Origin of the sequence: Enterococcus canintestini (genome assembly GCF_001885735.1) — a bacterium.
In the GTDB taxonomy this organism is placed as follows: Bacteria; Bacillota; Bacilli; order Lactobacillales; family Enterococcaceae; genus Enterococcus_C; species Enterococcus_C canintestini.
Genome location: NZ_JXKG01000010.1, coordinates 50,964 through 75,367, shown reverse-complemented (window position 1 = coordinate 75,367; position 24,404 = coordinate 50,964). Strand labels below are relative to the sequence as shown.

24 protein-coding genes and 1 tRNA gene are annotated in these 24,404 nt (G+C 35.6%); 12 read left to right on the top strand and 13 right to left on the bottom strand.

What is annotated here, in order from left to right:
* Positions 1 to 86: 86 nt before the first annotated feature.
* Positions 87 to 266 carry a YjzD family protein gene (locus RU96_RS07495; protein ID WP_071864919.1) on the top strand — a complete coding sequence of 60 codons (180 nt, stop codon included), beginning with the start codon at positions 87 to 89 and terminating at the stop codon, positions 264 to 266.
* A 216-nt stretch (positions 267 to 482) separates the two neighbouring features.
* Here the strand turns inward: RU96_RS07495 and RU96_RS07490 are convergent, their stop codons facing one another.
* Positions 483 to 1,679 (bottom strand): multidrug efflux MFS transporter, encoded by a 1,197-nt coding sequence (locus RU96_RS07490; RefSeq protein WP_071864918.1) that lies wholly within the window; start codon positions 1,677 to 1,679, stop codon positions 483 to 485.
* Positions 1,680 to 1,917: 238 nt separating this feature from the next.
* Positions 1,918 to 3,357 carry an NCS2 family permease gene (locus RU96_RS07485; RefSeq protein WP_071864917.1) on the bottom strand — a complete coding sequence of 480 codons (1,440 nt, stop codon included), beginning with the start codon at positions 3,355 to 3,357 and terminating at the stop codon, positions 1,918 to 1,920.
* A 271-nt stretch (positions 3,358 to 3,628) separates the two neighbouring features.
* Between RU96_RS07485 and RU96_RS07480 the strand changes: the two genes are divergently transcribed.
* From RU96_RS07480 to RU96_RS07460, 5 genes are all read left to right on the top strand, one after another.
* Entirely contained in the window at positions 3,629 to 4,432 is an 804-nt protein-coding gene (locus RU96_RS07480) for a Cof-type HAD-IIB family hydrolase (RefSeq protein ID WP_071864916.1), read from the top strand.
* 125 nt (positions 4,433 to 4,557) lie between these two features.
* Complete coding sequence (locus tag RU96_RS07475; RefSeq protein WP_071864915.1) at positions 4,558 to 4,761, top strand: PLD nuclease N-terminal domain-containing protein; 204 nt, start codon at positions 4,558 to 4,560, stop codon at positions 4,759 to 4,761.
* Complete coding sequence (locus tag RU96_RS07470; RefSeq protein WP_071864914.1) at positions 4,762 to 5,670, top strand: ABC transporter ATP-binding protein; 909 nt, start codon at positions 4,762 to 4,764, stop codon at positions 5,668 to 5,670. It begins immediately after the preceding gene.
* Positions 5,667 to 6,431 carry an ABC transporter permease gene (locus tag RU96_RS07465; RefSeq protein ID WP_071864913.1) on the top strand — a complete coding sequence of 255 codons (765 nt, stop codon included), beginning with the start codon at positions 5,667 to 5,669 and terminating at the stop codon, positions 6,429 to 6,431. Before RU96_RS07470 ends, RU96_RS07465 begins: the two co-directional genes overlap by 4 nt.
* 75 nt (positions 6,432 to 6,506) lie before the next feature.
* Complete coding sequence (locus RU96_RS07460; RefSeq protein ID WP_071864912.1) at positions 6,507 to 7,148, top strand: NAD(P)H-hydrate epimerase; 642 nt, start codon at positions 6,507 to 6,509, stop codon at positions 7,146 to 7,148.
* A gap of 53 nt (positions 7,149 to 7,201) precedes the next feature.
* Here RU96_RS07460 and asnB read toward each other — a convergent pair whose 3' ends face one another.
* The 3 genes from asnB to RU96_RS07445 all read right to left on the bottom strand — a co-directional run bounded on the left by asnB (position 7,202) and on the right by RU96_RS07445 (position 10,178).
* Positions 7,202 to 9,097: an asparagine synthase (glutamine-hydrolyzing) gene (asnB, locus tag RU96_RS07455; RefSeq protein ID WP_071864911.1), complete on the bottom strand. Its 1,896-nt coding sequence runs from the start codon at positions 9,095 to 9,097 to the stop codon at positions 7,202 to 7,204.
* Positions 9,098 to 9,325: 228 nt separating this feature from the next.
* A tRNA-Ser gene (locus tag RU96_RS07450) sits at positions 9,326 to 9,413 on the bottom strand.
* A 186-nt stretch (positions 9,414 to 9,599) separates the two neighbouring features.
* On the bottom strand, positions 9,600 to 10,178 hold the full coding sequence (locus tag RU96_RS07445; protein ID WP_071864910.1) for a TetR/AcrR family transcriptional regulator: 579 nt from the start codon (positions 10,176 to 10,178) through the stop codon (positions 9,600 to 9,602).
* Between the two features lie 403 nt (positions 10,179 to 10,581).
* Between RU96_RS07445 and RU96_RS07440 the strand changes: the two genes are divergently transcribed.
* Positions 10,582 to 11,337, top strand: coding sequence for a threonine/serine exporter family protein (locus RU96_RS07440; RefSeq protein ID WP_071864909.1), 756 nt, complete (start codon positions 10,582 to 10,584; stop codon positions 11,335 to 11,337).
* Positions 11,334 to 11,786: a threonine/serine exporter family protein gene (locus RU96_RS07435; protein WP_071864908.1), complete on the top strand. Its 453-nt coding sequence runs from the start codon at positions 11,334 to 11,336 to the stop codon at positions 11,784 to 11,786. Before RU96_RS07440 ends, RU96_RS07435 begins: the two co-directional genes overlap by 4 nt.
* A 107-nt stretch (positions 11,787 to 11,893) precedes the next feature.
* On the opposite strand, the gene RU96_RS07430 is transcribed toward RU96_RS07435, so the two are convergent.
* Together RU96_RS07430 and RU96_RS07425 are read right to left on the bottom strand one after the other, a co-directional pair.
* Positions 11,894 to 12,325 carry a universal stress protein gene (locus tag RU96_RS07430; RefSeq protein ID WP_071864907.1) on the bottom strand — a complete coding sequence of 144 codons (432 nt, stop codon included), beginning with the start codon at positions 12,323 to 12,325 and terminating at the stop codon, positions 11,894 to 11,896.
* Positions 12,326 to 12,343: 18 nt separating this feature from the next.
* The gene (locus RU96_RS07425; RefSeq protein ID WP_071864906.1) at positions 12,344 to 13,702 is read right to left on the bottom strand and encodes an Nramp family divalent metal transporter; all 1,359 of its coding nucleotides are present in this window, start codon (positions 13,700 to 13,702) and stop codon (positions 12,344 to 12,346) included.
* A 308-nt stretch (positions 13,703 to 14,010) separates the two neighbouring features.
* Here RU96_RS07425 and RU96_RS07420 point away from each other — a divergent pair, with 308 nt between their 5' ends.
* Positions 14,011 to 14,607 (top strand): TVP38/TMEM64 family protein, encoded by a 597-nt coding sequence (locus RU96_RS07420; protein ID WP_071864905.1) that lies wholly within the window; start codon positions 14,011 to 14,013, stop codon positions 14,605 to 14,607.
* Between the two features lie 154 nt (positions 14,608 to 14,761).
* Positions 14,762 to 16,564 (top strand): glycerophosphoryl diester phosphodiesterase membrane domain-containing protein, encoded by a 1,803-nt coding sequence (locus RU96_RS07415; protein WP_071864904.1) that lies wholly within the window; start codon positions 14,762 to 14,764, stop codon positions 16,562 to 16,564.
* A 201-nt stretch (positions 16,565 to 16,765) separates the two neighbouring features.
* On the opposite strand, the gene RU96_RS07410 is transcribed toward RU96_RS07415, so the two are convergent.
* Positions 16,766 to 16,972: a hypothetical protein gene (locus RU96_RS07410; protein WP_071864903.1), complete on the bottom strand. Its 207-nt coding sequence runs from the start codon at positions 16,970 to 16,972 to the stop codon at positions 16,766 to 16,768.
* Between the two features lie 638 nt (positions 16,973 to 17,610).
* Between RU96_RS07410 and RU96_RS07405 the strand changes: the two genes are divergently transcribed.
* Positions 17,611 to 17,880, top strand: coding sequence for a hypothetical protein (locus RU96_RS07405; RefSeq protein WP_071864902.1), 270 nt, complete (start codon positions 17,611 to 17,613; stop codon positions 17,878 to 17,880).
* 237 nt (positions 17,881 to 18,117) lie between these two features.
* On the opposite strand, the gene RU96_RS07400 is transcribed toward RU96_RS07405, so the two are convergent.
* The 3 genes from RU96_RS07400 to gdhA all read right to left on the bottom strand — a co-directional run bounded on the left by RU96_RS07400 (position 18,118) and on the right by gdhA (position 21,689).
* Positions 18,118 to 18,495 carry a YxeA family protein gene (locus RU96_RS07400; RefSeq protein WP_071864901.1) on the bottom strand — a complete coding sequence of 126 codons (378 nt, stop codon included), beginning with the start codon at positions 18,493 to 18,495 and terminating at the stop codon, positions 18,118 to 18,120.
* A gap of 380 nt (positions 18,496 to 18,875) precedes the next feature.
* Positions 18,876 to 20,222 carry a glucose-6-phosphate isomerase gene (locus tag RU96_RS07395; RefSeq protein WP_071864900.1) on the bottom strand — a complete coding sequence of 449 codons (1,347 nt, stop codon included), beginning with the start codon at positions 20,220 to 20,222 and terminating at the stop codon, positions 18,876 to 18,878.
* A 117-nt stretch (positions 20,223 to 20,339) separates the two neighbouring features.
* Positions 20,340 to 21,689 carry an NADP-specific glutamate dehydrogenase gene (gene gdhA, locus RU96_RS07390; RefSeq protein WP_071864899.1) on the bottom strand — a complete coding sequence of 450 codons (1,350 nt, stop codon included), beginning with the start codon at positions 21,687 to 21,689 and terminating at the stop codon, positions 20,340 to 20,342.
* A gap of 124 nt (positions 21,690 to 21,813) precedes the next feature.
* On the opposite strand from gdhA, the gene RU96_RS07385 reads away from it, so the two are divergent.
* Positions 21,814 to 23,076, top strand: coding sequence for a BaiN/RdsA family NAD(P)/FAD-dependent oxidoreductase (locus tag RU96_RS07385; RefSeq protein WP_071864898.1), 1,263 nt, complete (start codon positions 21,814 to 21,816; stop codon positions 23,074 to 23,076).
* Between the two features lie 70 nt (positions 23,077 to 23,146).
* Here RU96_RS07385 and ybaK read toward each other — a convergent pair whose 3' ends face one another.
* Positions 23,147 to 23,632, bottom strand: a complete 486-nt coding sequence (gene ybaK / locus RU96_RS07380; RefSeq protein WP_071864897.1) for a Cys-tRNA(Pro) deacylase — start codon at positions 23,630 to 23,632, stop codon at positions 23,147 to 23,149.
* Between the two features lie 6 nt (positions 23,633 to 23,638).
* Complete coding sequence (aroD, locus tag RU96_RS07375; protein ID WP_071864896.1) at positions 23,639 to 24,394, bottom strand: type I 3-dehydroquinate dehydratase; 756 nt, start codon at positions 24,392 to 24,394, stop codon at positions 23,639 to 23,641.
* Positions 24,395 to 24,404 lie beyond the last annotated feature (10 nt).

Below are 24,404 nucleotides of genomic sequence, written 5' to 3'. Positions count from 1 at the left end.
CTTTTTGAAAAAACTTGAAAACTTTACATTCAAGAAAAATATGGTACACTGTATTCGAGAAACCCGCAAGAGAAGAGGTGTCTGCTATGAAATATTTGGTTACTTTGTTTTGGACGTATATCTTGGGTCAAGTCGTTGGCTACCTAGGTAGTGCTTTAAACAGCGGCACTTATGATTTTAAACTAAGCTCAATCATTTCTCTAATTGTAGGAATCATCATTATCCTCATTGCTGAAGTGGCTACGCCCAAAAAGAAACACGCATAAACAAACAGTTTTACCTTCTGGTGTAACTGACTAAAAAGATTGCAGCGATGCAATCTTTTTTTGTTCCCTCATTTTTCATCTCACAAAAAAGCTTAATAAACCTGTCCTCCTAAGTAGTCGCCTTTTTATATAAGACTTTCCCCTTGCGAAAATCAGATAATCTTTTATCTACAAAAAAACTCGCTACAAAACATTGTAACGGGTTTTTTCAAAAGACTAAAGCCTTTGGTTTAAAACTTTGCGAAAATTAAATGTCGACAAGCAGATATTTAAAAATACAAAACCACTTGTGACAAAAAAGACAGCCCGATAACCCATACCATGGGCAACTGTAGAACCTACCATCGGACCGAGCACTTGACCGAAATTGGTAAACATTTGATTATAGCTATAAATTCGACTTACGCCTTCTGGTGGGGTTATTTTAGAAATTAACGTATTAATCGATGGCATTAAAGCGCCAGTTGAAAAGCCCAGAATAAAGCGTAAAGCTCCTAGTTGAAATGGTGTTTTAACAAATCCCATCGGAATAAAACAAAGAAAAGATAGTACTAGGCCAAACAGTAAGATTTTTTGATTGCCAATTTTATCCCCTAGTTTTCCTAGTGTTGGCGAAGAGATAATTGCCGACACACCTGCGATAGACACGATTAAGCCACTAACAAATAAAATATTTTCACTGTTACCACTCAACTGCCTAATATAAAGCGTTAAAATTGGACTGATACTTGTCACTCCAACTTGCAAAATTAAAGAAGTGATAAATAGACCGATTAAAACTTGAACATTTGAAATACGACTAAAGATTTGTTTGACCGACAAAAGATCAGTTTTTTGAACTGGGACAAAATCTTCTTTCACAAAGAAAATCGTCAAAATTGTCGTGATTGCCAAAACCGTCCCGGTAATAATAAAGACATTTTCCATCCCAAATGCCTGTGCCAATGCGCCACCCATTGAAGGACCAATCAAATTTCCCGCTACAGCGCCCGTTGCTAGGGTTCCAAGTGCCCAACCGCTTTTTTCACGCGGTGCTTGCGAAGCAATTAACGCTGTTGCATTGGGGATATAGCCCGATAAAATTCCCGTCATAAAACGCATGATCAACAGCCAATAAACATTTGGAACAAAAGCTAGCGACCCCATTGTAAATGTCATCCCTACTGCCGCACGAATCATCATCAAACGACGTCCTTTTCGATCGGCTAAGTTTCCCCAGATAGGTGCAACAATAGCAGAAGCAAATGCGGTCACTGAAATAGCCAGCCCTGCAAAAAGCTCTACTTGATTTTTAGGTGTGCCCAGTTGTTCGATGTAAAGCGGAATAAATGGCATCACCAAACTAAAACTCGCCCCGGTAAAAAAGCAACCAATCCATGAGATAAATAAATTTCGTTTCCAATCCAGTTTCATAGTCAACCCTCTTTCACTACTACTATAGCCTATTTTTATAAAGAGGTGAATTGGAAAGCTAATGTAATTTTCAAAAAAGTAAAAATTATCCCTATTTTAAGCTCGTTATTCCACAATTAATTTTAGTATTTTAAAAATTTTATCGAAATTATCGATTGGCATAAAAATACCGTCTTTTAAAAGGTAGAATTAATCTCCCCTTTAAAAGACGGTTTATTAACTAATATGTTTAACTAATTTATGCAATAACAGCTAAAATGATAAAGTTTAAAATAAATAAAATATCGACTACCCAAAGAATTGGTGAAATTTCATTGAATTTCCCTTTAATCACCTTCACAATTGTGTAGAAGATAAATCCTGCGGCAATCCCGTAAGAAATACTGTAACAAAAGCCCATGAAAATAGCGGCAAAAAAGGCGGGAACTGCTTCTTCTAAATCGGTCCATTCAATATCTTTAAATGAAGCCATCATCATTACCCCAACTAAAATCAACGCTGGTGCAGTTGCTTGGGCGGGAACGATCGAAATTAACGGAGAAAAGAAACTACTAATAGCAAACAAACCTGCAACCACAACTGAAGTTAAACCAGTACGTCCACCAGCGCCAATACCAGCAGCAGACTCTACGTATGTCGTTGTATTAGATGTCCCAAAGATTGCGCCAATAGAAGTAGCGATTGCATCTGCAAATAATGCTTTGTCCATTTTGGTGTTAAAGCCACGACTATCTTCTAAAGCTTCTTCATCTGCCTTAGAGAAAATTCCTGTTCTACGCCCAGTCCCAATAAAGGTTCCAATCGTATCAAATGTATCTGATAAGCTAAAGGCGATAATTGTCATTAGAACTTGAGGAATTTTACTTGCATCACTAAACAGTGATTGCATGCCATCTACCCCAAAAGCGGCACCGAATGTGGTCTTTAACTCATTGATTGAACTTCCTAATGAATTAGCTTTCCAATCAATTGTACTTAAATCCACAACACCCATGAAAATTCCCAAAATAGTTGTAACGACAATCCCAATTAAAATAGCCCCCCGCACATTGCGGACAACTAAAATTGTAGTGAAAACTAGCCCAATCACAGCTAATAAAACAGGTGCATTATTGAAATTAGCCAAAGCTGGCACGATGCCACCATTCATTGTAACATTGACTGCTTTGTCCCCTTCCACCACACTACTTGTGATAGTGGCTGAATCTGCACTAAAACTTAATAAGTTAGCATTTTTCAAGCCAACATACGCGACAAAAATCCCAATCCCGCCGCCAATTGCATGTTGCATACTTTCAGGAATCGCGTGAATAATCATTTTTCTAATTTTCGTAATGGTAATAAAAATGTTAATCAAACCACAAATGAAGACCATCGCTAGCGCTTGTTGCCAGGTATAGCCTAGGCCAAATACTACGGTAAATGTGAAAAAGGCATTTAATCCCATCCCAGGAGCTTGCGCGTAAGGTACATTCGCGAAAAGTCCCATTACTAACGTCCCGATCACAGAAGCAATGATTGTTGCTAGAAATACCGCTTGAAATGGCATTCCTGAAGCTGATAAGATCGTTGGATTTACAAATAAAATATAACTCATCGCAAAAAAGGTAGTTAAACCTGCGACAAATTCTGTTGAAACATTTGTGTTACTTTCTTTTAATTTAAAAAACTTTTCCATCAATTGTTCACTCCTACAAAAGAATAAGGGCATATTTCGGATTTATCATCCAACAAAGACTGATTATAATTTTACAAAAGTTAAAAAACAACATTTTATCTTTATTCAACTGAAATATTCTCATTAATGTTCGTGTTTTAATATGAAAGCGAATCCTTTTTCTTATGCTCATTTTTTAAAGGTATCTTACTTTTAAACTAGCAATCTTGTGAAAAAAACAAAATGTGTTAAACTAAAACAGCGTATCTTTTAGACGAAAGGAGAAATAGATATGAACAAAAAATTAATTGCCATTGATTTAGATGGCACTACTTTAAATGCCCAATCTCAAATCAGCCCGAAAACAGAAGCTGTTTTAAAAAAAGCTGTCGCTAGTGGTCATATTGTCAGCATTGCGACTGGTCGTCCATTTCGTATCAGCGAAAAATTTTATCACCAATTGGCATTAAACACACCGATGGTCAATTTTAATGGTGCTTTAGTTCACGTACCTTATACAAAATGGGCTTCTGAATCGGAAACACTTTTTAGTCGTGATATTGTCTTTGAAATTTTAAAACAAAAAAATGATTTACAATTGGATTTTGTGGCAGCGGAAAATCGTGATACTTTTTACGTTGATCGCCTAGATTTTGGTAGTGAATATCTTTTTGATAACCAAAAACCAACCAATGATAATCTACTTCAAAATTTAAAAACAAACCCCACTTCGATGTTAATTCAAACCAAAACCGAGTTAGCCGAAACTGTTTCAGATACACTAAAAGCTCAGTTTTCTGACTATATCGATGTTAGAACTTGGGGTGGTCCCAATGCAATTTTAGAAATTGTGGCAAAAGGCATTCAAAAAGCTCGTGGAGTAGAAATTATCGCGGACTCTTTTGCGATTGATCGTAAAAATATTATTGCCTTTGGTGATGAACACAATGATCTTGAGATGCTAGATTACGCCGGCTGGGGCGTAGCTATGAAAAATGCCAGCCCCGAAGCAAAAGCTATTAGTAATGACATCACTTCTAAAACAAATGATGAAGATGGATTAGCTGATTATTTAGAAAAATATTTAGCCATCTAAATTAAGCTTTATCGGCCTTGAAACTCTCTTATTGAGAATTTCAAGGCTTTTTTTGTGTTTTTGTATACTTTGTATTATAATTATTAATACAAAAAAGTTTCACTATAAGACAAGGAGTGATTGCTATGCAATTAAACATTCAAGAATATATTCCAATCTTAATTCCCCTTATTATTTTACAAATCGGACTTGCAATTTACGCTGTCGTCGATGTATTCAAACATCCTCATTATAAATTTGGCAACCGTGTGTTTTGGGTTATCATCTGTGCTTTTATTTCTTTTTTAGGTCCAATTATTTATTTTGCTTTTGGTAAAGGAGAAGATTAAATGGAATCTATGATTGTCATTCAGAATCTAAAAAAACAAATTGGTCAACGTCTTATTTTAGATGATTTATCTTTAACTATCCCCTCAGGAAGTATTTATGGATTTGTGGGAGAAAATGGCGCAGGTAAAACTACCACGATGAAAATTATTTTAGGGCTTTTAGCCGCTGATAGTGGTACAGTTACTATCGCAGGTCAGACCGTAAAATACGGAGATAGCAAAACCAATCAAAACATTGGTTATCTACCGGATGTTCCGGCTTTTTACAACTATCTGTCTGCTAAAGAATACTTAGCTTTATGCGCAAAGGTTAGCGGCCTAACACAAAACGTAATAGCCGCTAAAATCCCCACATTACTTTCAAAAGTTGGTCTAAACAATACTTCACAAAAAATAGGTGGTTTTTCACGCGGAATGAAACAACGTTTAGGTTTAGCACAAGCACTTTTAAACGATCCAAAATTACTAATTTGTGATGAACCCACTTCAGCATTAGATCCTATTGGACGCAAAGAAGTATTAACTATCTTAAAAAATCTAAAAAACGAAACAACTGTTTTATTTTCTACTCATATTTTACATGATGTTGAATCTATCTGTGATCATATTGCTATTTTAAATGAGGGTAAAATTCAATTAGAAGGAGCACTAGAAAATATTAAAGCTGAACATAACAAGTACTATGAACTGCAATTTAAAGACACAGCTGACAGATCTTATTTCCTAAAACATACTGCTTTTGGTGGACAAAAAAAAGATAGTCTAACGCTACTTCTCCCAGTTTTAAATCAGGAAGATTCTGGATTGGCAATTGTCGAAACTCTTGCTAGGCTAAAAGTTGTACCTCGCAAACTAAAATTAGTCGAACCCACATTAGAAGATATCTTTTTAAAGGTGGTGGCAAAATGAAACAAATCAAGCTTTTTTTCATAAAAGAATGCTTCGCTAATTGGCGTACTAAAAAAATCCCCATCTTATTGATTATTGCAGTAGCTGTTGGAATTTTATCCCCTTTTCTAGCGAAAATTATGCCTGATATAATGTCTTCTTTATTACCAGCTGACCTACCCGTTTCTTTACCAACTCCAACATCAATAGATAGTTGGACACAATATTATAAGAATTTATCACAATTTGTTTTATTGGCTATCGCATTATTGGCAGTTGGTACGATTAGTAATGAAGTAGAAAAAGGCACGCTATTACCTTTTATTACTAAAGGACTCTCTCGCAACGTCTTTGTTATTAGTAAAGCACTCTATTTAGTTTTTATTTGGTCTGTAACCTTGATCAGTTCCTTTTTAGTTAACGTTGCTTATACTACCTATTATTTTAATGATAATAAAAGTCCTCATTTATTATTCCCGCTTTTTGCTTTTTGGCTCTACGGAACAATTTTTTTAGCAGCTACGATTTTGTCATCAACACTAGCTAAAAGCACTGGGCAAAGCCTTTTGATTCTGGCTAGTTTTTATTTAATCAGTAGCTTTAGTGGTATATTAAAGAAAATCGCATATTATAATCCTTTTATTTTAGGAAGCAATTCGCTGAATTGGTTAACAGGTAAAACAGAATTTTATCATTATTGGCCTGCGGTCTGGATTGCAGTTTTGCTTATCACATTATTATTGACTCTAAGTCTTTTGATTTTCCGTAAACGTCCCCTTTAGGATTTTTGGCAAAAAGTTAGACTTCCGCTACAATAAACATAAAGCAATCCAAAAACAAAAGCAGGAGGCGTAACCATGACACAATTAGTGAATGCAAAGCAAATGAAAGCATGTGACCAGTATACAATTGACACAATTGGTATTCCGAGTATGGTTTTAATGGAAAGAGCAGCATTAGCAGTTTTTAATGAACTGACGGAAAAAGAAAAATACGACCTTTCACAAGTTTTAATCGTCTGTGGAAGTGGTAATAATGGCGGCGATGGCTTAGCTATTGCTAGACTCCTTCATTTAGCTGGCAAAAATGTTACTGTCTATTTTGTCGGAAACTTAACTCATCGTACAACTGAATGCCAACAACAATACGCTATTTGCGACTATTATGAGATTCCTATTTTGCATCATTTGGAAACATTTTTGGGTTTTACTTTAATCATCGATAGTTTTTTAGGCATTGGGGCTAATGGAGAGTTAAACGAAACTGCTAAAAATGTTATTGACCAAATAAATCATAGCCAACTACCTATTCTGGCTGTTGATGTGCCTTCTGGAATTGATGCTTCAACAGGCACTTCATTAGGAAAGTTTGTTCATGCTGACACTACGGTTACTTTTCAGTTTAAAAAGACCGGCTTCACCATTTCACCTGGACTTGAAGCCTGTGGCAACTTGCAAATTGTTGATGTAGGTATTAGCGGTGACGCCTTAAAACTATAAAAAAAGGCCAAACGCTCAACTGCTAGACAACAGCGAGCGTTTGGCTTTTTTTATTATAATGTTTCGTAAGTAATAGCTTCTGCTTTTGGAATTTCTTCATCGATAAAGTAAACTTTATACCAAGTCAAGAAAGTAAAGATTGTCCAAATTTTACGTTGCACTTCTGCTTTACCTTCGTGGTGATCATTTAATAATTTCATGATTTTATCTTGATCGAAGAATTGTTTGGCAAAATCTGCCATAAATAACGCTTTTACTTCTTCATAACCATGATCTTCTTTTAACCAAGCTTTAATCGGCACTGGGAAACCTAATTTTTCCCGATTTGCCCATTCTTCTGGTAAATGACGGTTCGCCGCTTGACGGAAAACATCTTTTGTATTGTTTTGATTCATCACATATTTTGCTGGAATTCGTTGTGCTAATTTCATCACTTCAATATCTAGTAGTGGCACCCGTAATTCAAGTGAACTTGCCATAGATAATTTGTCGGCTTTTAACAAAATGTCTTTTGGCATCCATTGATGCACATCGACATACTGCATTTTGTTAACTTCACTTTCAATACCTTCTGTTTGATCAAAATGAGGATTCATAATTTCTTTAACAGAAGGGGCATTTTGAAATTCAGGTTTTAAATAACTTTCTGCTTCTTGTTCATCAAAAACTTTCGCATGACCAATAAAGAAGTCGCGGGCAGGGGCAGTCGCTTCATATAAATGAATCCGACCATGGAAATTTTTCATGTGGCCAAATTTACGGCCAATGGAATAACGCATGCCTTTTGGTAATTTTTTCAACCCTTGAGCAAAAACGCGCACCATTTTTGAGTTGGTATGGAAACCATAAGTTTGGTAACCGGCAAATAACTCATCGGCACCTTCACCAGATTGTACTACCCGCACAGATTGTGATGCCAAATTTGCTAAGAAGTAAAGCGGCACACAAGAAGGATTAGAATCTGGTTCATCCAAATGATATTGAATAAGCGGAAAAGCCTTAAAAGACATATCCCCATCAATTACTGCGGCAGTATTATTTAAATCGAGCATTTTCGTTAATTTACGAGCTTCAATAGCTTCATTATATGTTTTATCATCAAACCCAATTGAAAAAGAATGATCTGGACGCAAGACAGAAGTTACATAACTTGAGTCCACACCGCTGGATAAAAAGGCACCCACTTCAACATCAGCGATTCGATGCGCTGCAATCGAAGCTTCAACACTTTTATCAATTTCATCGACCCATTCTTCGCGAGAATGATCATCTTTTTTAGTAAAGTCAGCATCCCAATATTCTTTAATGGTAAGTTTACCGTCTTTATAAGTATAATAATGACCTTCTGGTAAGCGATATACATTTTTAAAGAATGTTTCCCCATTTAAAGGAGAATATTGAAAAGTCATGTACGGTTTTAACGCTGCTGTATTTAGTTCTTTATTGAAATCTGGATGTGGTAAAAAGCTCTTGATTTCTGAACCAAACATAAACGTACCGTTCATTTCTGCATAATAGTAAGGTTTAATCCCAAAATGATCGCGGGCACCAAATAATTCTTGTTTTTCAATATCCCAAATGGCAAAGGCAAACATCCCCCGCACTTTTTGTAAAAGTTCAGCACCCCATTCTTCATAACCATGCAATAATACTTCTGTATCAGCATGAGTAGAAAAAACGTGGCCAGCTGCAATAAGTTGTTCTCTTAATGGTTGAAAATTGTAAATTTCGCCATTAAAAATAATAACTTTACTACGATCTTCATTATAAATAGGCTGAGAACCGCCTTCTAAGTCAATAATTGACAGACGACGAAAGCCTAATGCTACATTTTTATCTGTATATTTACCAGAACTATTAGGACCACGGTGGACGATGCGATCCATCATATCTTCAATAATTTCTTGTTTTTGATCCTTGCTATTCACAAAACCGACAATGCCACACATATTTTCACGTCCTATTATTAAAATTTCATTTTTACAAACCAGGAATTATCATACCATAAAATTAAAAATCCTACGATAGAATTTGCCAAATGACCTTTTTTACAAAATTGTTCTTTACTTTCTCTTAATAATTTCTCTCAACTTTACAAAAGGCGTTAACAGAAGAATCAACTTAAAAAGGCTGCTTGATAAAGATCAAGCAGCCTAAAAGTTGTACTAAGTACGATAAGGAGAGTACGGGATTTGAACCCGTGCACCGGCGTAAACCGGCTCGCTGGATTTCGAGTCCAGTGCATTACCACTCTGCCAACTCTCCAAGTTCTCACTTCTTTTATTTTCGCTAAATTTGAAAAAAAGTCAATTAAGAAATACCTGTCAAAAAACGCGTACTAACCCTAAAGAAAAAATCACCTATCATAAAAATGCAGCTGGAAATCTAGACTAGGTGATTTTAGCACTTTAGCAATTAACACGCGCACTTATACGCCAAGTTGCGTTTTTATTAATCTTCCGGATTAAAAATCTTTTCTGGTTCATCCATTTTCAAAATGCCATCTACAGCAGATTGAATAAGTTCTGCAATTTGCTCTTGTGATGGATGGATAATACCTGAAGACATCAAAGAAGCAATCCCTGTTACGGTAATCCAAGTACCGTCATGCAACGCTTTAATGTATTCATCTGATAAGTCAGCGTATTCAGGGCAATTTGACACCATATTTTTAAAGTACTCATAAGAAAACTCATGCATCATCTTACCGCCACCGTACTCGTCTACGAATAAGGCAACATATAAATTGCGGTTTTCTTGGGCAAAGTTAATATAATTTAAACCCAAATCAACAATTTGATTGCCAGTATGTTCAATTGGAAATACATTTTCTTGTAGATCCCGCATCACGGTTTCAACTAACGTATTTTTTAAATCTTGCATGTTTTTAAACTCTAAGTAAATTGGCTGGGTTGAAATTCCCATTTTTTTAGCAATATTACGGGCTGTAAACTTACTAAAACCATCTTTTGAAATAACTTCATAAGCAGCTTTCAAAATCTGATCTTTTGTATAAACTTTACGACGCATAAAAAAGTCACCTCTCCTTTATAATAACATTTATCATTCATACGTTTATTGTAAACAAAAATAGATTTTTTGGGAAATGATATACCTCAAAACTAGTTATCTATCTTAAAGAAAAAAATTCGTACGATAACGAGGGATGCTAAATTAATCGATAGTTTTCAATAAATATATGACATAAAATATCTTAAAAAGATATTAAAGCATTTCACAAGCTATTACAACCGTTATTTTTATTAAATCTATATTAATTTATTTTAAGCAATAAAGAAATTTCCTTAATTTTCTGACATTTATTTCGATTCGTTTTTTGAACACAGCAAATATTTTTATCCTGCTAAAAATTAAAAGCAATTCTGAAAATGAAATGGTAGAATAAAAGCAACTTTATAAATGAGGTAAAAAGATGAAAGAAGCATTGGTTTTAAGCACCTGTTTATTAGCAGGTCGAATTATGATGGAAAATGGTTCTGAGGTTTACCGGGTGGAAGATACCATGAATCGAATTGCAGAAAATGCCGGCATCGCCAATACAGTGAGTTATGTAACGGCTACGGGCCTGTTTATGAGTATTCGTAATTCTTCTTTTTCACAACTAGAAGAAGTACACGAACGTTCGATTAATTTAGAAAAAATTGTTGCTGTAAATCACCTTTCCCGCGAGTTTGCCGCAAAAAAAATCTCTTTAAATGAGTTAAACGCCCGCTTGAAACGAGTCAACTACGATACACCGAGTTTTTCTTTTCTATGGCAAACATTAGCAGCAGGCTTGGTTAGTTGTACATTAATGTATATTTTTGGGGGGACATGGCGCGATTTTATTCCTACTTTTCTCATTGGCTGCATCGGTTTTGTAGCTGGTGTATATATTAAAAAATGGTTACAAATGCGCTTTTTAGATATGTTTGTTGCTGCCTTTGTGATTGGTGCTTTGGCGATTGCTAGTGTAAAACTGGGACTGGCAAATAACGTTGATCATATTATTATCGGAGCGGTGATGCCTTTAGTACCGGGCGTGGCGATAACAAATTCTTTTCGTGATATTTTATCCGGCGATCTACTCAGCGGTACCGCCCGCGGAATCGAAGCATTGTTTGTCGCTGCAGCAATTGGGGTCGGAATTGCCACCACGCTCCTTTTATTTGGAGGTGGAATTGCATGATAACTTATGGCATCCATTTTTTATTTAGTTTTATTAGTACCGTAGCTTTTGGTATTATCACTAATATTCCCAAGCGCTCTTTAGCAGCTTGCGGGTTAACCGGAGCGATTGGCTGGATGGTCTATTGGGGATTACGGCAACACGAGCAAGGATTGGGATTTGCTAACTTCATTGCGGCAATCGCAATTGGTTGTTTGAGTATTTTTTTCTCCCGCCGACTAAAAATGCCTATGATTATCTTCAACATTCCTAGCTTAGTCCCTTTAGTCCCCGGGGGTCCTGCCTACCAAGCAATTCGCGAACTTGTATTAGGGGATTCAACAAAATCGTTTGATAATTTAAAAATTGTTGTGATCACAGCCGGAGCAATTGCAGCAGGTTTTATGATTACCTCCCTCGTTGAAACATTAGTTTTTAAATGCAACACCGCGCTAAAAAAAAGATTATGACAGAAGCGACCAGCTTCAAGAAATAAGACGGAATTCCCGGAAATTATTTTTCAAATTTCGAGGAATTCCGTCTTATTTTCGAAGAAGCAGCTTCTGTCACACCTCTATTAGCGAACAATTAAAACCGAGCAATGTGCTTCTTTGGCCATTAGAGCCGCTTGACTACCTAAAACAAGTGGCGTGTGATTGGCATCTCCTTTAGAGCCACATACTAACAAATCTGGTTTAACGGCAGGTATAACTGTACTTAAAATCGTTTGTGCCGGTGATCCTTCGTCGACAACAATTGTGACTTCTTTTAACCCTTTTTCGATTGCCTTTTTGCGATAATCTTCTGCAATGGCAATTGTCTGTTCCTTATGTGCTGCAATCGTTTCTTTAGTTAAATATTCATAGACGTTTAAACGATTAATTTCAAAAATCGTCGTGATAGTTAATTTTGCTTCATGCTCTAAAGCGTAAGTCACCGCGTAATCAAAAGCTTTCTTTGAATCCTTGGAATCATCTACTGCAACTAAAATACAATTAAATTTGTTCATTTCCCCTCACCTTCCTATCTAACTATTAGCCCCTGTTAACGTACTGTAAATTAAAAACAAGTTTAATAGCGTTAGTACAATTGCTATAATCCAAGCTAAAATTTTCATCCACGTTGGATTTGCAAAGCGCCCCATGATTTTTTTATCACTGGTATAAATAGTCAAGGGGATAATAGAAATTGGTAAGGCAATACTTAGAAACACTTGCGTATATAAAAGTAAATCTTCAACAGCAGACTCACGACCGCCATACAAAATGACACAGATAATAACCGGTACAATCGCAAGTAATCGTGTGACCACTCGGCGCATCCACAAAGGCATTCTTAAATTAATAAAACCTTCCATCACAATTTGACCAGAAAGCGTACCTGTGATTGTCGAATTTTGACCGGAAGCTAATAAAGCGACAGCAAACAAAGTGCTTAAAAGAGGACTGGCAATATCGCCTACAATACTTGGATCTTTTAATGCATCATATAAATCGACAAACTTACCCAAGTCGCTATTAGTCCCATAAAACAATGCACCACCTAAAACCAATAATAAACAGTTAACGACAAAAGCGACTGTCAACTGAATATTAGAATCCCAAGTTGTAAATTTAATTGCTCGTGCTTTTTCTTCATCGTCATTGCGATCAAATTTTCGAGCTTGGGAAATAGAAGAATGTAAGTACAAGTTATGCGGCATAACTGTTGCCCCTACAATCCCTAACGCTAATAAAAGCATTGATTTATCTGTCGCAATTTTTGTATCTGGAATAAAGCCACGCAATACTTCACCTAAATGAGGTTGAGCTAGAGCAACTTCATAAGCAAAAACCATAAAAATCACTGCAATTAAGACAGCCACAATTGCTTCGATTTTTCGAAAACCTAATTTGGTTAATAATAGCAATAATAAAACATCTAATGTCGTAATCAATACCCCGACTAGTAGCGGCAGCCCAAATAATAATTGTAACGCAACTGCGCCCCCAATAACTTCTGCAATATCAGTTGCCATAATAGCAAGCTCTGTAATGACCCACAAAACAAAACCGGTTTTTTTAGAAGTATGCTCGCGGGTTGCCTGAGCTAGATCACGTCCGGTAACAATACCTAATTTTGCTGCCATACTCTGTAGAAGCATCGCTATTAAACTCGATAATAAAATCACACTCAACAAAGCATATTTATATTCTGCTCCCCCGGCGATTGAAGTAATCCAGTTACCTGGGTCCATATAGCCCACTGCAACAAGGGCACCTGGGCCACTATAAGCCAACAAGGTCCTAAAAAAACTCGCATCTTTTGGGACATCCACGGTATTATTAATTTCTTCTAAACTAGGGCCGTTGGCATATTCAATTAATTTTTCTTTATTATGACTCATCCTATCACTCTTTTCTATATAACTTAATTAATTTTTAGGTTAACCGAAATATTTAACAAATTGAGTGTACACCTAAAATTTTTTTCTGTAAACTAGAAACAAAACAAATAGACTAAAAAATCTTTAGTTTTTATAAATCAGACTCTAGTATGATGGTAATACCTAGTAAAAGCGCTTATAATACAGATGGTTAAAATAACTTTTTTAACCTCTCTTACATTTTTGTTTGTTTTTTGTCAGACAAAAACGAGGGCAAATAAAAAAGAACCTTGTATAATACAAGTATACCAAACAAAGGAGATGAGACCATGAGTATCGCTCTTTCTCGCAAAATCATTAATACGATTTCTATCGTGGGTATTTTAATTTCAATTGCTTTAACAATCTATTTTTTTAATTTAGGTGTCTTTAAAGATATAAATGCCCTAAGAGGTTTAGTTGGCGACTCTATTATCTTAGGTCCTATCATCTTTATCCTTTTACAAATTTTACAAGTAGTGATCCCGATTATTCCTGGCGGCATTTCTAGTGCTGCGGGTGTCTTAATATTTGGTCCTTTTGCCGGTTTTATTTATAACTATGTCGGTATTTGCATCGGTTCCATTATTATTTTCCTTTTGGGACGTCGTTACGGTAAGCCATTTATTTTAAGTATGATTAGCGATAAAACGTATAACAAATATATTGGTTGGTTAGACAACCAAAGTCGCTTTGAAAAGTTATTTGCTTTAGCCATCTTCTTACCTGTAGCACCAGATGATGCGCTTTGTTTGATGGCTGGTTTGACCAATATTTCAGTTAAAAAGTACATCTGGATTATCCTATTAGCTAAGCCACTTTCTATTTTCTTATATAGTATGGCTTTAATTTATGGCGGTTCCTTTTTAACGGGCTTGCTGGGTTAAATCTACTATAAAAACTCGACCACTTTTGAAAGTTCTACGCTTCCTTTAAGCAAGTAGTTCTAATCAAAAGTGTTCGAGTTTTTTTGTTGGCTTTACTATTCGCTTTTCTTTGTTGAAACTTGGTTTTCAGCTACAATGGAAATAGGTGATGAAGATGAAATATTTAAAAGATTCGTTGAAAAATACGTGGGACTTTTTAGTAAAAACAAATGTTTACTTTCGTGATGTGCTTTTAATGCATGGTTTTATTTTATTTGTAGTTATTCCCCTGCTAAGCAGTTCGACTAAATTTATTTTAAAACGTGGGCAGATTCAGTATATCTCTTATGATAATTTAAGCGAAATTGCTACACAGCATCCAGCAGTAGCATTTTTATTAGTCGCCCTACTACTTCTTATTTTGCTACTCGTTTTCTTTGAATTTACTTTTTTATTATTAAGTGTCTATTTCATTGAAAAAAAGCAAGCCGTTTCGTTAAAACAGCTATTACGGATGACAACGATTCAATTAAAAAAATTACGTCCCAGCGTATTCTTATTTTTTCTTTTCTATTTTTTACTCATATTGCCAATCGGCGGTTTGAGCTTTAATTCTGATTTATTGGCGCGAATTAAAATTCCCGCCTTTATCATGGACTTTATTTTTACCAATCGTTTGTTAATCATCTCAGCTTTTGTTCTCTTCTATCTAATTTTAATTTATATTGGGATACGACTCATTTTTGCACTACCGGAAATGATTTTACGGGACCGTCCCTTTAAAGAAGCTTTCAAAGAGAGCTTATTAATTACCAAGCGCCGCTTTTTGGCAATTGTGGGACGCTTTATTTTTATTGGCGGGGCAATTCTTTTAATTACCGGAATTAGTTTTACTGTCGTGGTAGGTGCTCAAGCACTAGTGGAAGAGTTTTTCCCCGATTATGCACTTATTAGCGCTGTTTTTGCCATGACGTTATTGCAATTTTTTCTATTAGTAAATTTGGTGTTATCAACTGTTGGTATTTTTTATATTATTATTGACTTTATGAACGATGAAGGCTTTTTACCAGACATCCCTCATTGGTTTTACCAAGAAGATTTACCAACACCTCGTTTTGAAAGTGTTAAAAACACACTTTTACTTTTCACTGCGATACTTTTTGGGGTGGGTGTGAGTTTATATAATTTAGACTATCTGGACCAAGAAATCGAAAAGATTCCTGTGACAATTTCTCACCGAGGTGTTAGTGACAAAAATGGTGTTCAAAATAGTTTAGAAGCGTTAGAAGAAACGAGTCAAACGTGGCATCCTGATTATATTGAAATGGATATCCAAATGACAAAAGATCATCAATTTGTAGTGATGCACGATTTCAATTTAAAAAATTTAGCCGCTGTAAAAGGCGTACCTGAGCAAATGACCCTTGCTGAAATTCAACAAGTTACTTTGCATGAAAATGGTAAAAGCGCAAAAATCCCAACTTTTGACACATATTTAGCTGAAGCAAAACGGCTCAATCAAAAATTATTAGTAGAAATTAAAACCCAACAAAAAGATACGACATTGATCGTGGATACCTTTTTGAAAAAGTATCAAAATGAAATTCAGTCAGAACACCATCTGATCCAAAGTCTAGCTTTTTCCATTGTTGAATCACTAAAAGAAAAAGCGCCTCAGCTAACAGTAGGTTATATTTTACCTTTTAATGTCGTTGGTCCTCCTATTACAAAAGCTGATTTTTTAACAATGGAATATTCAACCATTAACCATAACTTCATTACTTCAGCAGAAGAAGATGGTAAAAAAGTTTTTGTATGGACTCCTAATAGTAGTGAAGACATGAGTCGCATGATTTTTTACGAAGTAGACGGCATCATCACTGATCAAATGGGAACGTTAAACAAAACCATTCATGATGCCAAAGAAAAAGTCACTTATTCCGATAAATTATTGAACTTTGTTATTGGTGTTGGCTAAAAACACAGGAAATCCTTTTGCTTTTAAGCAGTATTAGTCTGAGAGTATTAGTTTTATTCATTGTAAAACCAATCCTTTTACCAGCGATACACTAAAAAGACTTCAAGTAATAGGCTACTTGAAGTCTTTTTATTTTACCTATATTTCATTTTAAAATGACAATTCCTGTTTTTCTAGTTTTCACTAGAAATTTGTCATTTGTTAAGCTACCACCGCAACTTCGCGAATATTTTCATAGCGCACCAATAAGCGATTTTGTGCTTCAATCACTTGTGGTCGATCACAATGCTCACATTCCGCCACAGAAATTAAGACTGTGTTCGTATATGTATGTTCGACAAATCCTGTGACTTCTCTTGTGAATCCTACTGGTTGGCATATGTAAGTTTTCCCAATTTCCACTTCCATTAATAACACCTCCTCTATTTAATTTCAGGTATATCATAACAGAAAAAATTAAATTTGGAAACGCTTTTTGTAGATTTTTTTAATTTTTCTATTTTTTTATTTTTTGATATAGACCAAATGAGATGCTTTTTTACTTAGCGTTGAATAAGTATCTTCCAAAGAGAAGAACCTAAACCATCTGAACTACAATTCTTTTAATATTACTTAATATTCACTCTAGATTATTTTCAATTTTTTATAAGTTAAAGCTTAACGAGACAAAAAAACAAACAATACCAATTATAAAATGAAATATCATTAAAGGGATTTAAACAAAAAAAAGAATCAATTTTTCATGAATTACATTAGAAAATCTCTATTTTAAAATAACGCTAGGTATATATCGTTTTATTGTATAAATAGCACTTTAATAAAATGTAATTCTGACAGTTTCTGCCTGACTATTTAAATTAACCCGCTAAAAAGGAGACACTCATCCCCTTAAAAATAATCTTTTTTTAGCGCAGTTAAACAGATAAACCTATGCTAACTTGTCAAAATAATTTTTAACAGGATTTTATTTTCTTGGACTTCTTTCATGCAGGATTTATAAAAAACCTTTATAATGACGAAAGAAGACTTTAGATGAGGTGAAAAAAATGGAAGAATTCGAAGGACTTCTAATTAAAACCGTCCTTTTGCAAGAACAACCAATGCGTCTTTCGCTAATCAAACTTGCAAAAGATGGCGAAATTACAGAAGGAATCATTAAAGACCGCTATCTTTCAAATTATATTTTCCGCTTACCAAACAATAAATATACTTTAAAAGTTACTGGTAAACGCAATCAACGCAATCAGTTGGTCATTAAACACATGCAAATTAAAAATATTGATGATTATATTAAAGTTATTGGTACACCAGAATAACGTCAGCATTTCTGCGAAGAAAAGCTAAGCTGATTCATTCAACTTTCAGTAATAGGCGAGAATTTTAATAAACTGGTTTTCAAATTTCTTAAAATTCCAGCAAAAAACCTCAGCTACTTGATTAGAGCTGAGGCTTTTTATTGGAAACTTCTTCTCAATTAGCAATTAGAGATACAAAGATAAACTTTCAATTGAAATATTAAAAAAATATAGCAAAACTGTTGTAGCGCTATAGTTTTAATCGATGACGGTTAGTGCCGCTTTAGGAATTTCTTCTTTTTGAACTTCTTCATAAGTTTTTACAAAGGCGCCTTTATTTTCTAACTTTAAGTAATGTCCTTGTTTTAGTTTTGACATCCCAGAAAATTCAATCGTGCGTTTATTCCCCTTTTCATCTGCAGCAACTTGACGGTAATGGGCTGTCCCATAACCGTTCACCTCAAGAGGTTGTGCCGTTTTCACATAGACGTTACCTTCTTTTACCAAAGGATTCAGGCGATCCACAATTTGAGCAAACTCGCCAGAAGCATCATCAGAAAATACTAACGCTCCTCCCATCAAGACACCCAAAATTAATGTAACACCCACAGCACCTTTAATTAATCCTTTTAACATTTTATTTCCGCTCCTTTATGACTTTTCTTATTGCTTTCATCATACTGGCTAACACTCGCAAAAGTATCGTACTTTAGACTTAGTTTGTCTAACACAATTGTCACCCATCTCAATAAATTTGTAAGATTTAAGGGAGCTTTAAGTTGGAGTAACTATGATGAATTCATACATTTGGTGGGCGAGTTTTGGTGCTTTGCTCTAGGATGATCTGTGACGACAGGTTGTCTATGTTTGAGAGGCAGGTTCGATTCCTGCCGTCCACGTTTTTACTAACAATATGAAATCTTCCAATTTATTTGGTCGAATAAGAAGTGATACAACACATATGATAAACGAAAAAAAGACAATAGCTAAAAGCTATTGCCTTTTTTATGCCTTAATTATAAGCGTTCATTTAATTCTTTTGATAATTCTTCAAAACCTGGTTTACCAAGGAGTGCGAACATATTTTTTTTGTATGCCTCTACCCCTGGTTGGTCAAACGGATTAACACCGTTTAAGTAACCAGAAATACCAACTGCAATTTCAAAGAAGTACATCAAGTATCCTAAAGTGTATGCATCCATTTCAGGAATTTTCACTAATAAGTTTGGTACATCCCCATCAGTGTGAGCTAATAGAACACCTTCAAAGGCTTTTGTATTAACAAAGTCTACTTCTTTACCTTGTAAGTAACCTAAACCATCTAAATCTTCTTCTGTTACTGGAATTTTAACTGATTTCCGTGGTTTTTCTACTTTCACAACAGTTTCGAAGATATTACGACGGCCTTCTTGAATATATTGACCTAATGAATGTAAGTCAGTAGAGAAGTTTGCACTAGAAGGATAAATTCCTTTTTGGTCTTTACCTTCAGATTCACCGAATAATTGTTTCCACCATTCAGAAAAGTATTGCATACCTGGTTCATAGTTAATTAGTAATTCGGTTACTTTACCTTTACGGTACAAAATATTACGCATTGCGGCATATTGATAAGCTTCGTTTTCTGCTAAATCATCAGAAGCATAAGCTTTAGAAGCATCTGCTGCCCCTTGCATTAAGGCATCGATATCAGCCCCACTAGCTGCAATTGGTAATAAACCTACAGCAGTTAAAACAGAGAAGCGTCCACCTACATCATCTGGAATAACAAAAGTTTCCCAACCTTCAGCGTCTGCTTCAACTTTTACCGCACCTTTTGCTTTATCAGTTGTAGCGTAAATACGTTTATTAGCTTCTTCTTGACCATATTTGTTAATTAATAATTCTTTAAAGACACGAAACGCAATCGCAGGTTCTGTTGTTGTGCCAGATTTTGAAATAACGTTAACAGAAAAATCACGATCGCCAATAACTTCAATTAAATCAGCTAAGTAAGTTGAAGAAATAGAATTACCAGCAAAGAAAATTTGTGGAGCTGATTTGTCATTTGCATTCATGTAGTTATAAAATGAATGATTTAGAAAATCAATCGCAGCGCGGGCACCTAAGTAAGATCCGCCAATTCCGATTACAACCAATACTTCTGAATCAGATTTGATTTTTTCTGCTGCTTTTTTAATACGAGCAAATTCTTCTTTGTCATATTCTGTTGGTAAGTTTACCCAACCAATAAAATCACTTCCGGCACCAGTACCATTACGCAATGCTTCATGGGCGGCAGTGACTTGACTTTGCATGTAGCCTAATTCGTGGTCATTAACAAATGGTGCTACTTTTGAATAGTCAAATTTAATATGTGACATTTTAGCTCCTCCTTGAAATGGATAAATTTAATACATGTAATACTTTACGTTTTTTATGCTTTTTTTTCAAGTAACTTACTGTAAGAAAACGCCATGAATTCAACCTGTTTGCCAGTTTTAGACAAGTCCTTGAGCCAGCATAGCTTTTGCTACTTTGGCAAAACCTGCAATATTCGCTCCCATCATTAAATTATCTTTTTGACCATACCGTGCGGCAGTATCACGACAGTTTTCATAAATGTTTAGCATAATATCATCCAGCTGTTGGTCTACATCTTCTTTACTCCACTGTTGCCGTTGGGAATTTTGTGCCATCTCTAAAGCGGAAACAGCTACTCCACCAGCATTAGCAGCTTTACCTGGACAGTAAAAAATATTTTGCTCAATAAAGTATTCCGCAGCTTCCATGGTACAAGGCATATTAGCTCCTTCTGCAACGACTTTTATTCCATTTTCAGCCATCAACTGGGCTTGTTTTATATCAATTTCATTTTGAGTTGCACAAGGTAAGGCGACATCTGCTTTTATCTCACTATTCCACACACTATCCCCATCAAAATATTGCGCATTTTGTCGCTCTTTAGCATAAGCAGTTAATCTTTCCCGACGAACTTCTTTTACATCTTTTAATAAAGCTAAATCAATGCCATCTGGATCATAAACATAACCACTAGAGTCAGAGGCAGTTACAGCTTTTGCACCAAGTTCAATTAATTTTTCAATCGCATAAATCGCCACGTTACCACTACCAGAAACAATCACTGTCTTATCTTTTAAACTATCTTTTTTGTCTTCTAATAAATGTTTTACATAATAAACGACACCATAGCCCGTTGCTTCAGTTCGACCTTTACTACCCCAAAATTCCAAAGGCTTACCAGTCAAAACACCTGCATCGTATTGTTTTAAACGTTTGTATTGACCAAATAAATAGCCAATTTCTCTACCACCAACCCCGATATCACCGGCGGGAACATCGGTGTCAGGTCCTACATGCTTAGCAAGTTCGGTCATGAAACTTTGGCAAAAACGCATGATTTCATTATCGGATTTGCCTTTTGGATCAAAATCGGCCCCACCTTTACCACCGCCAATTGGTAAATCTGTTAAACTATTTTTAAAAATTTGCTCAAAGGCTAAAAATTTTAGAATACTTAAATTCACACTTGGATGAAAACGCAAGCCGCCTTTATAAGGTCCTAAAGCTGAATTAAACTGGATTCGATATCCTCGATTTACTTGCCAATTTCCTTTGTCATCTTGCCAAGGAACACGAAATTGAATGACCCGTTCTGGCAAAGTAATCAATTGCAATAAATTACTTTTTTGATAGACATCATGCTCAGTTAAAAAAGGTTCAATCGTTGAGAAAAACTCATCTACAGCTTGTAAAAATTCTGTTTGATCTTGATCTTTTTCATGGAGACTTTGTTGCACTTGTTGAATATATTCTTTTGCGTTTGTCATAATTTCCCTCCAAGTAAAATATTTATCACGTTTTTATTTTACCAAAAAACCGCAATATCGTCAGAATTATTTGATAATAGAACAAATTTTCAAACTATGCTACACTGCATCTTGAGGTGAAAGCATGGAAAAAAAATACGATGTAATCGTGATTGGTGCAGGCCCTGCAGGTATGATGGCGGCTATTAGTGCAGCAGAAAATGGGGCAACTGTTTTATTAGTAGAAAAAAACAAGCGCTTAGGTAAAAAATTACTCTTAACTGGCGGTGGACGCTGTAATGTTACAAATAACCGGCCGGTGGATGACTTAATTACTCATATTCCCGGCAATGGTAAATTTTTGTATAGTACTTTTTCACAATGGAACAATCAAGATATCATGGCTTTTTTCAACAGCCGTAATGTTGCGTTAAAAGAAGAAGATCATGGCCGGATTTTTCCGGTAACCGATCGTTCTAAAACAATTGTTGATGCTCTTCATGAAGAATTAAAAAGACAAAACGTGACTCTTTTAACCAATACTACGGTTACAAAACTAGTTCATGACAAGACCAAAATTTATGGCATTAAAAGTGACAAAGAAGAGTTCAACGCCCCTTGTGTTATCATAACTACCGGTGGAAAAACATATCCGGGTACCGGTTCTACAGGGGATGGCTATAAAATGGCGAAAGCTTGTGGCCATAAAGTGACACCACTTTTCCCCACCGAAGCGCCGTTAATTTCAAATGCAGATTTTATTCTAGATAAGACCTTACAAGGCCTATCTTTACAAGATGTTAAATTAAGTGTTTTAGCAGATAAAAAAGTAGTAACAAGCCACACGATGGATTTACTTTTTACTCACTTTGGTCTATCAGGACCTGCCGCCCTTCGTTGTTCTTATGCTATCAACCAAGAATTGCGCAACGGTAAAGTAAGTGTGCCTGTCGCATTGGACTGCTTTCCTAATCAAACAAAAGAGATGCTATTAGCCGATTTAACAGCTCGTCTCCAAACCAAAAAGAGTTTAAAAAATGCTTTATCCCAGTGGCTACCTGAACGCTTATTACAGTTTTATTTGGATAAATTGGCTCTAAGTGATATACCAGCCGAAAAAGTAAGCACCGAAGAAATAGAAAGTTTAATCACATTGGTTAAACATTTTGAAATTCCGATTATTCGTACGTTTGGACTTGAGCGGGCATTTGTGACTGGCGGCGGCGTTCACTTAAAAGAGGTGAATCCCAAAACACTTGAAAGTAAACTTTGCGAAGGCTTGTTTTTTGCCGGAGAAGTCTTGGATATAAACGGCTATACGGGCGGTTACAATATTACGACCGCTTTGTGTACTGGCCATGTCGCAGGAAAGTCAGCCGCAGAAATTGCCAGTTGGCAAAATATATAAAAATTGAGCTACTCTCTTATCAAAAAAAGTGCTATCCTTTACCCTAAAAATGGCAAAGGACAGCACTTTTTTATTCTGTTAATGCACCGAATTTTCCATTGACTAAAAAAGCCAGATCACTTGGGGCAATTTCCAGTTGCAACCCCCGTTTACCTGCAGAAATGATGATGGTAGCAAAATCACTAGCAGATTCATCAATAAAAGTAGGAAATAATTTTTTCATGCCAATTGGTGAACATCCACCGCGAATATAACCAGTTGTTTGTTCCAAATCTTTTAAATGGAGCATTTCGACTTTCTTATTGCCACTGAGTTGTGCTAATTTTTTCAAATCTAACTCGTGATTACCAGGAATAACAGCGACAATAACGCCAGTTTTATTCCCCACGGCCACAAGTGTTTTAAAAACTTGGGCGGGATTTTGACCTAATTTAGCGGCAACCTCATCGGCACCTAAATGATTTTCTTGCCACTCATAGGCATATTCTTTGTAAGAAATCTTTTTTTGTTCCACTAGCCGAATTGCATTGGTTTTAACAATTTTCTTTTTTGCCACGAAAAATCACTCCTCTAAGGACAAAGCCGCTAAGATTTTCGGCATTTCTGTAATGTCAATTTGACCTGGGGCAGAACTTTCTTCTAAAGCCGCAAATGTCATCACAGACCCCATCAACTCCCCAGCTACCCGCGTAACCTTACCTAAATCACCCATAGCAATCAGTATTAAAGGAACACTAGCTAATCCTTGCATTTTTTGTGATAAGCCCATCACCCGTAAAACATCTTTTAATGAATGCGGCATAACAGCAATTTTACCAAAGTCTGCTTCAAATTGACGCATCACCCCAAGTTTCATTACCAGCTCACCATCTGCAGGTGTTTTATCAAAGTTATGACTACTTAAAAGTAAAGCAGCACGTTGTTTTTTTAACTGATTTAAAAAGCCGCGCCCTAAAAATTCTGCTCTTTCTAACTCTACATCGACAATATCAACTAAGCCACTTTCAGCCACTGCTACATATAAACTTTGATAGTCTCGTAAAGATAAATCTGCTTCGCCCCCTTCTTTTTCAGTCCGAAAAGTAAACAATAAAATCTTTTCTTTTAGTACCGTTCGTAAATGGGATAAAACTTCTAAAACGGCACTTTCATTTGCAAAATCCGCAAAATAATCTACCCGCCATTCGACAACATCACAGACTGAAGCAGCCGCAACTTGGGCCTGTGCTAAAAGTGTTTGACTATCTTGTCCTATCAGTGGCACACAAATTTTAGGTGTACCTTTACCAAAAACTACATCTTTTATCGTAATTTGCATTATCTCTTGC

Coding starts and splice junctions, on each gene's coding strand:
- RU96_RS07425 (WP_071864906.1), bottom strand. CDS start 13,702: ATGAGTCATAATAAAGAAAAATTAATTGAATATGCCAACGGCCCTAGT.
- asnB (WP_071864911.1), bottom strand. CDS start 9,097: ATGTGTGGCATTGTCGGTTTTGTGAATAGCAAGGATCAAAAACAAGAA.
- RU96_RS07445 (WP_071864910.1), bottom strand. CDS start 10,178: ATGCGTCGTAAAGTTTATACAAAAGATCAGATTTTGAAAGCTGCTTAT.
- RU96_RS07470 (WP_071864914.1), top strand. CDS start 4,762: ATGGAATCTATGATTGTCATTCAGAATCTAAAAAAACAAATTGGTCAA.
- aroD (WP_071864896.1), bottom strand. CDS start 24,394: ATGCAAATTACGATAAAAGATGTAGTTTTTGGTAAAGGTACACCTAAA.
- RU96_RS07405 (WP_071864902.1), top strand. CDS start 17,611: ATGGAAGAATTCGAAGGACTTCTAATTAAAACCGTCCTTTTGCAAGAA.
- RU96_RS07465 (WP_071864913.1), top strand. CDS start 5,667: ATGAAACAAATCAAGCTTTTTTTCATAAAAGAATGCTTCGCTAATTGG.
- RU96_RS07490 (WP_071864918.1), bottom strand. CDS start 1,679: ATGAAACTGGATTGGAAACGAAATTTATTTATCTCATGGATTGGTTGC.
- RU96_RS07420 (WP_071864905.1), top strand. CDS start 14,011: ATGAGTATCGCTCTTTCTCGCAAAATCATTAATACGATTTCTATCGTG.
- RU96_RS07395 (WP_071864900.1), bottom strand. CDS start 20,222: ATGTCACATATTAAATTTGACTATTCAAAAGTAGCACCATTTGTTAAT.
- gdhA (WP_071864899.1), bottom strand. CDS start 21,689: ATGACAAACGCAAAAGAATATATTCAACAAGTGCAACAAAGTCTCCAT.
- RU96_RS07410 (WP_071864903.1), bottom strand. CDS start 16,972: ATGGAAGTGGAAATTGGGAAAACTTACATATGCCAACCAGTAGGATTC.
- RU96_RS07495 (WP_071864919.1), top strand. CDS start 87: ATGAAATATTTGGTTACTTTGTTTTGGACGTATATCTTGGGTCAAGTC.
- RU96_RS07480 (WP_071864916.1), top strand. CDS start 3,629: ATGAACAAAAAATTAATTGCCATTGATTTAGATGGCACTACTTTAAAT.
- RU96_RS07430 (WP_071864907.1), bottom strand. CDS start 12,325: ATGAACAAATTTAATTGTATTTTAGTTGCAGTAGATGATTCCAAGGAT.
- RU96_RS07485 (WP_071864917.1), bottom strand. CDS start 3,357: ATGGAAAAGTTTTTTAAATTAAAAGAAAGTAACACAAATGTTTCAACA.
- RU96_RS07435 (WP_071864908.1), top strand. CDS start 11,334: ATGATAACTTATGGCATCCATTTTTTATTTAGTTTTATTAGTACCGTA.
- RU96_RS07440 (WP_071864909.1), top strand. CDS start 10,582: ATGAAAGAAGCATTGGTTTTAAGCACCTGTTTATTAGCAGGTCGAATT.
- RU96_RS07400 (WP_071864901.1), bottom strand. CDS start 18,495: ATGTTAAAAGGATTAATTAAAGGTGCTGTGGGTGTTACATTAATTTTG.
- RU96_RS07415 (WP_071864904.1), top strand. CDS start 14,762: ATGAAATATTTAAAAGATTCGTTGAAAAATACGTGGGACTTTTTAGTA.
- RU96_RS07460 (WP_071864912.1), top strand. CDS start 6,507: ATGACACAATTAGTGAATGCAAAGCAAATGAAAGCATGTGACCAGTAT.
- RU96_RS07475 (WP_071864915.1), top strand. CDS start 4,558: ATGCAATTAAACATTCAAGAATATATTCCAATCTTAATTCCCCTTATT.
- RU96_RS07385 (WP_071864898.1), top strand. CDS start 21,814: ATGGAAAAAAAATACGATGTAATCGTGATTGGTGCAGGCCCTGCAGGT.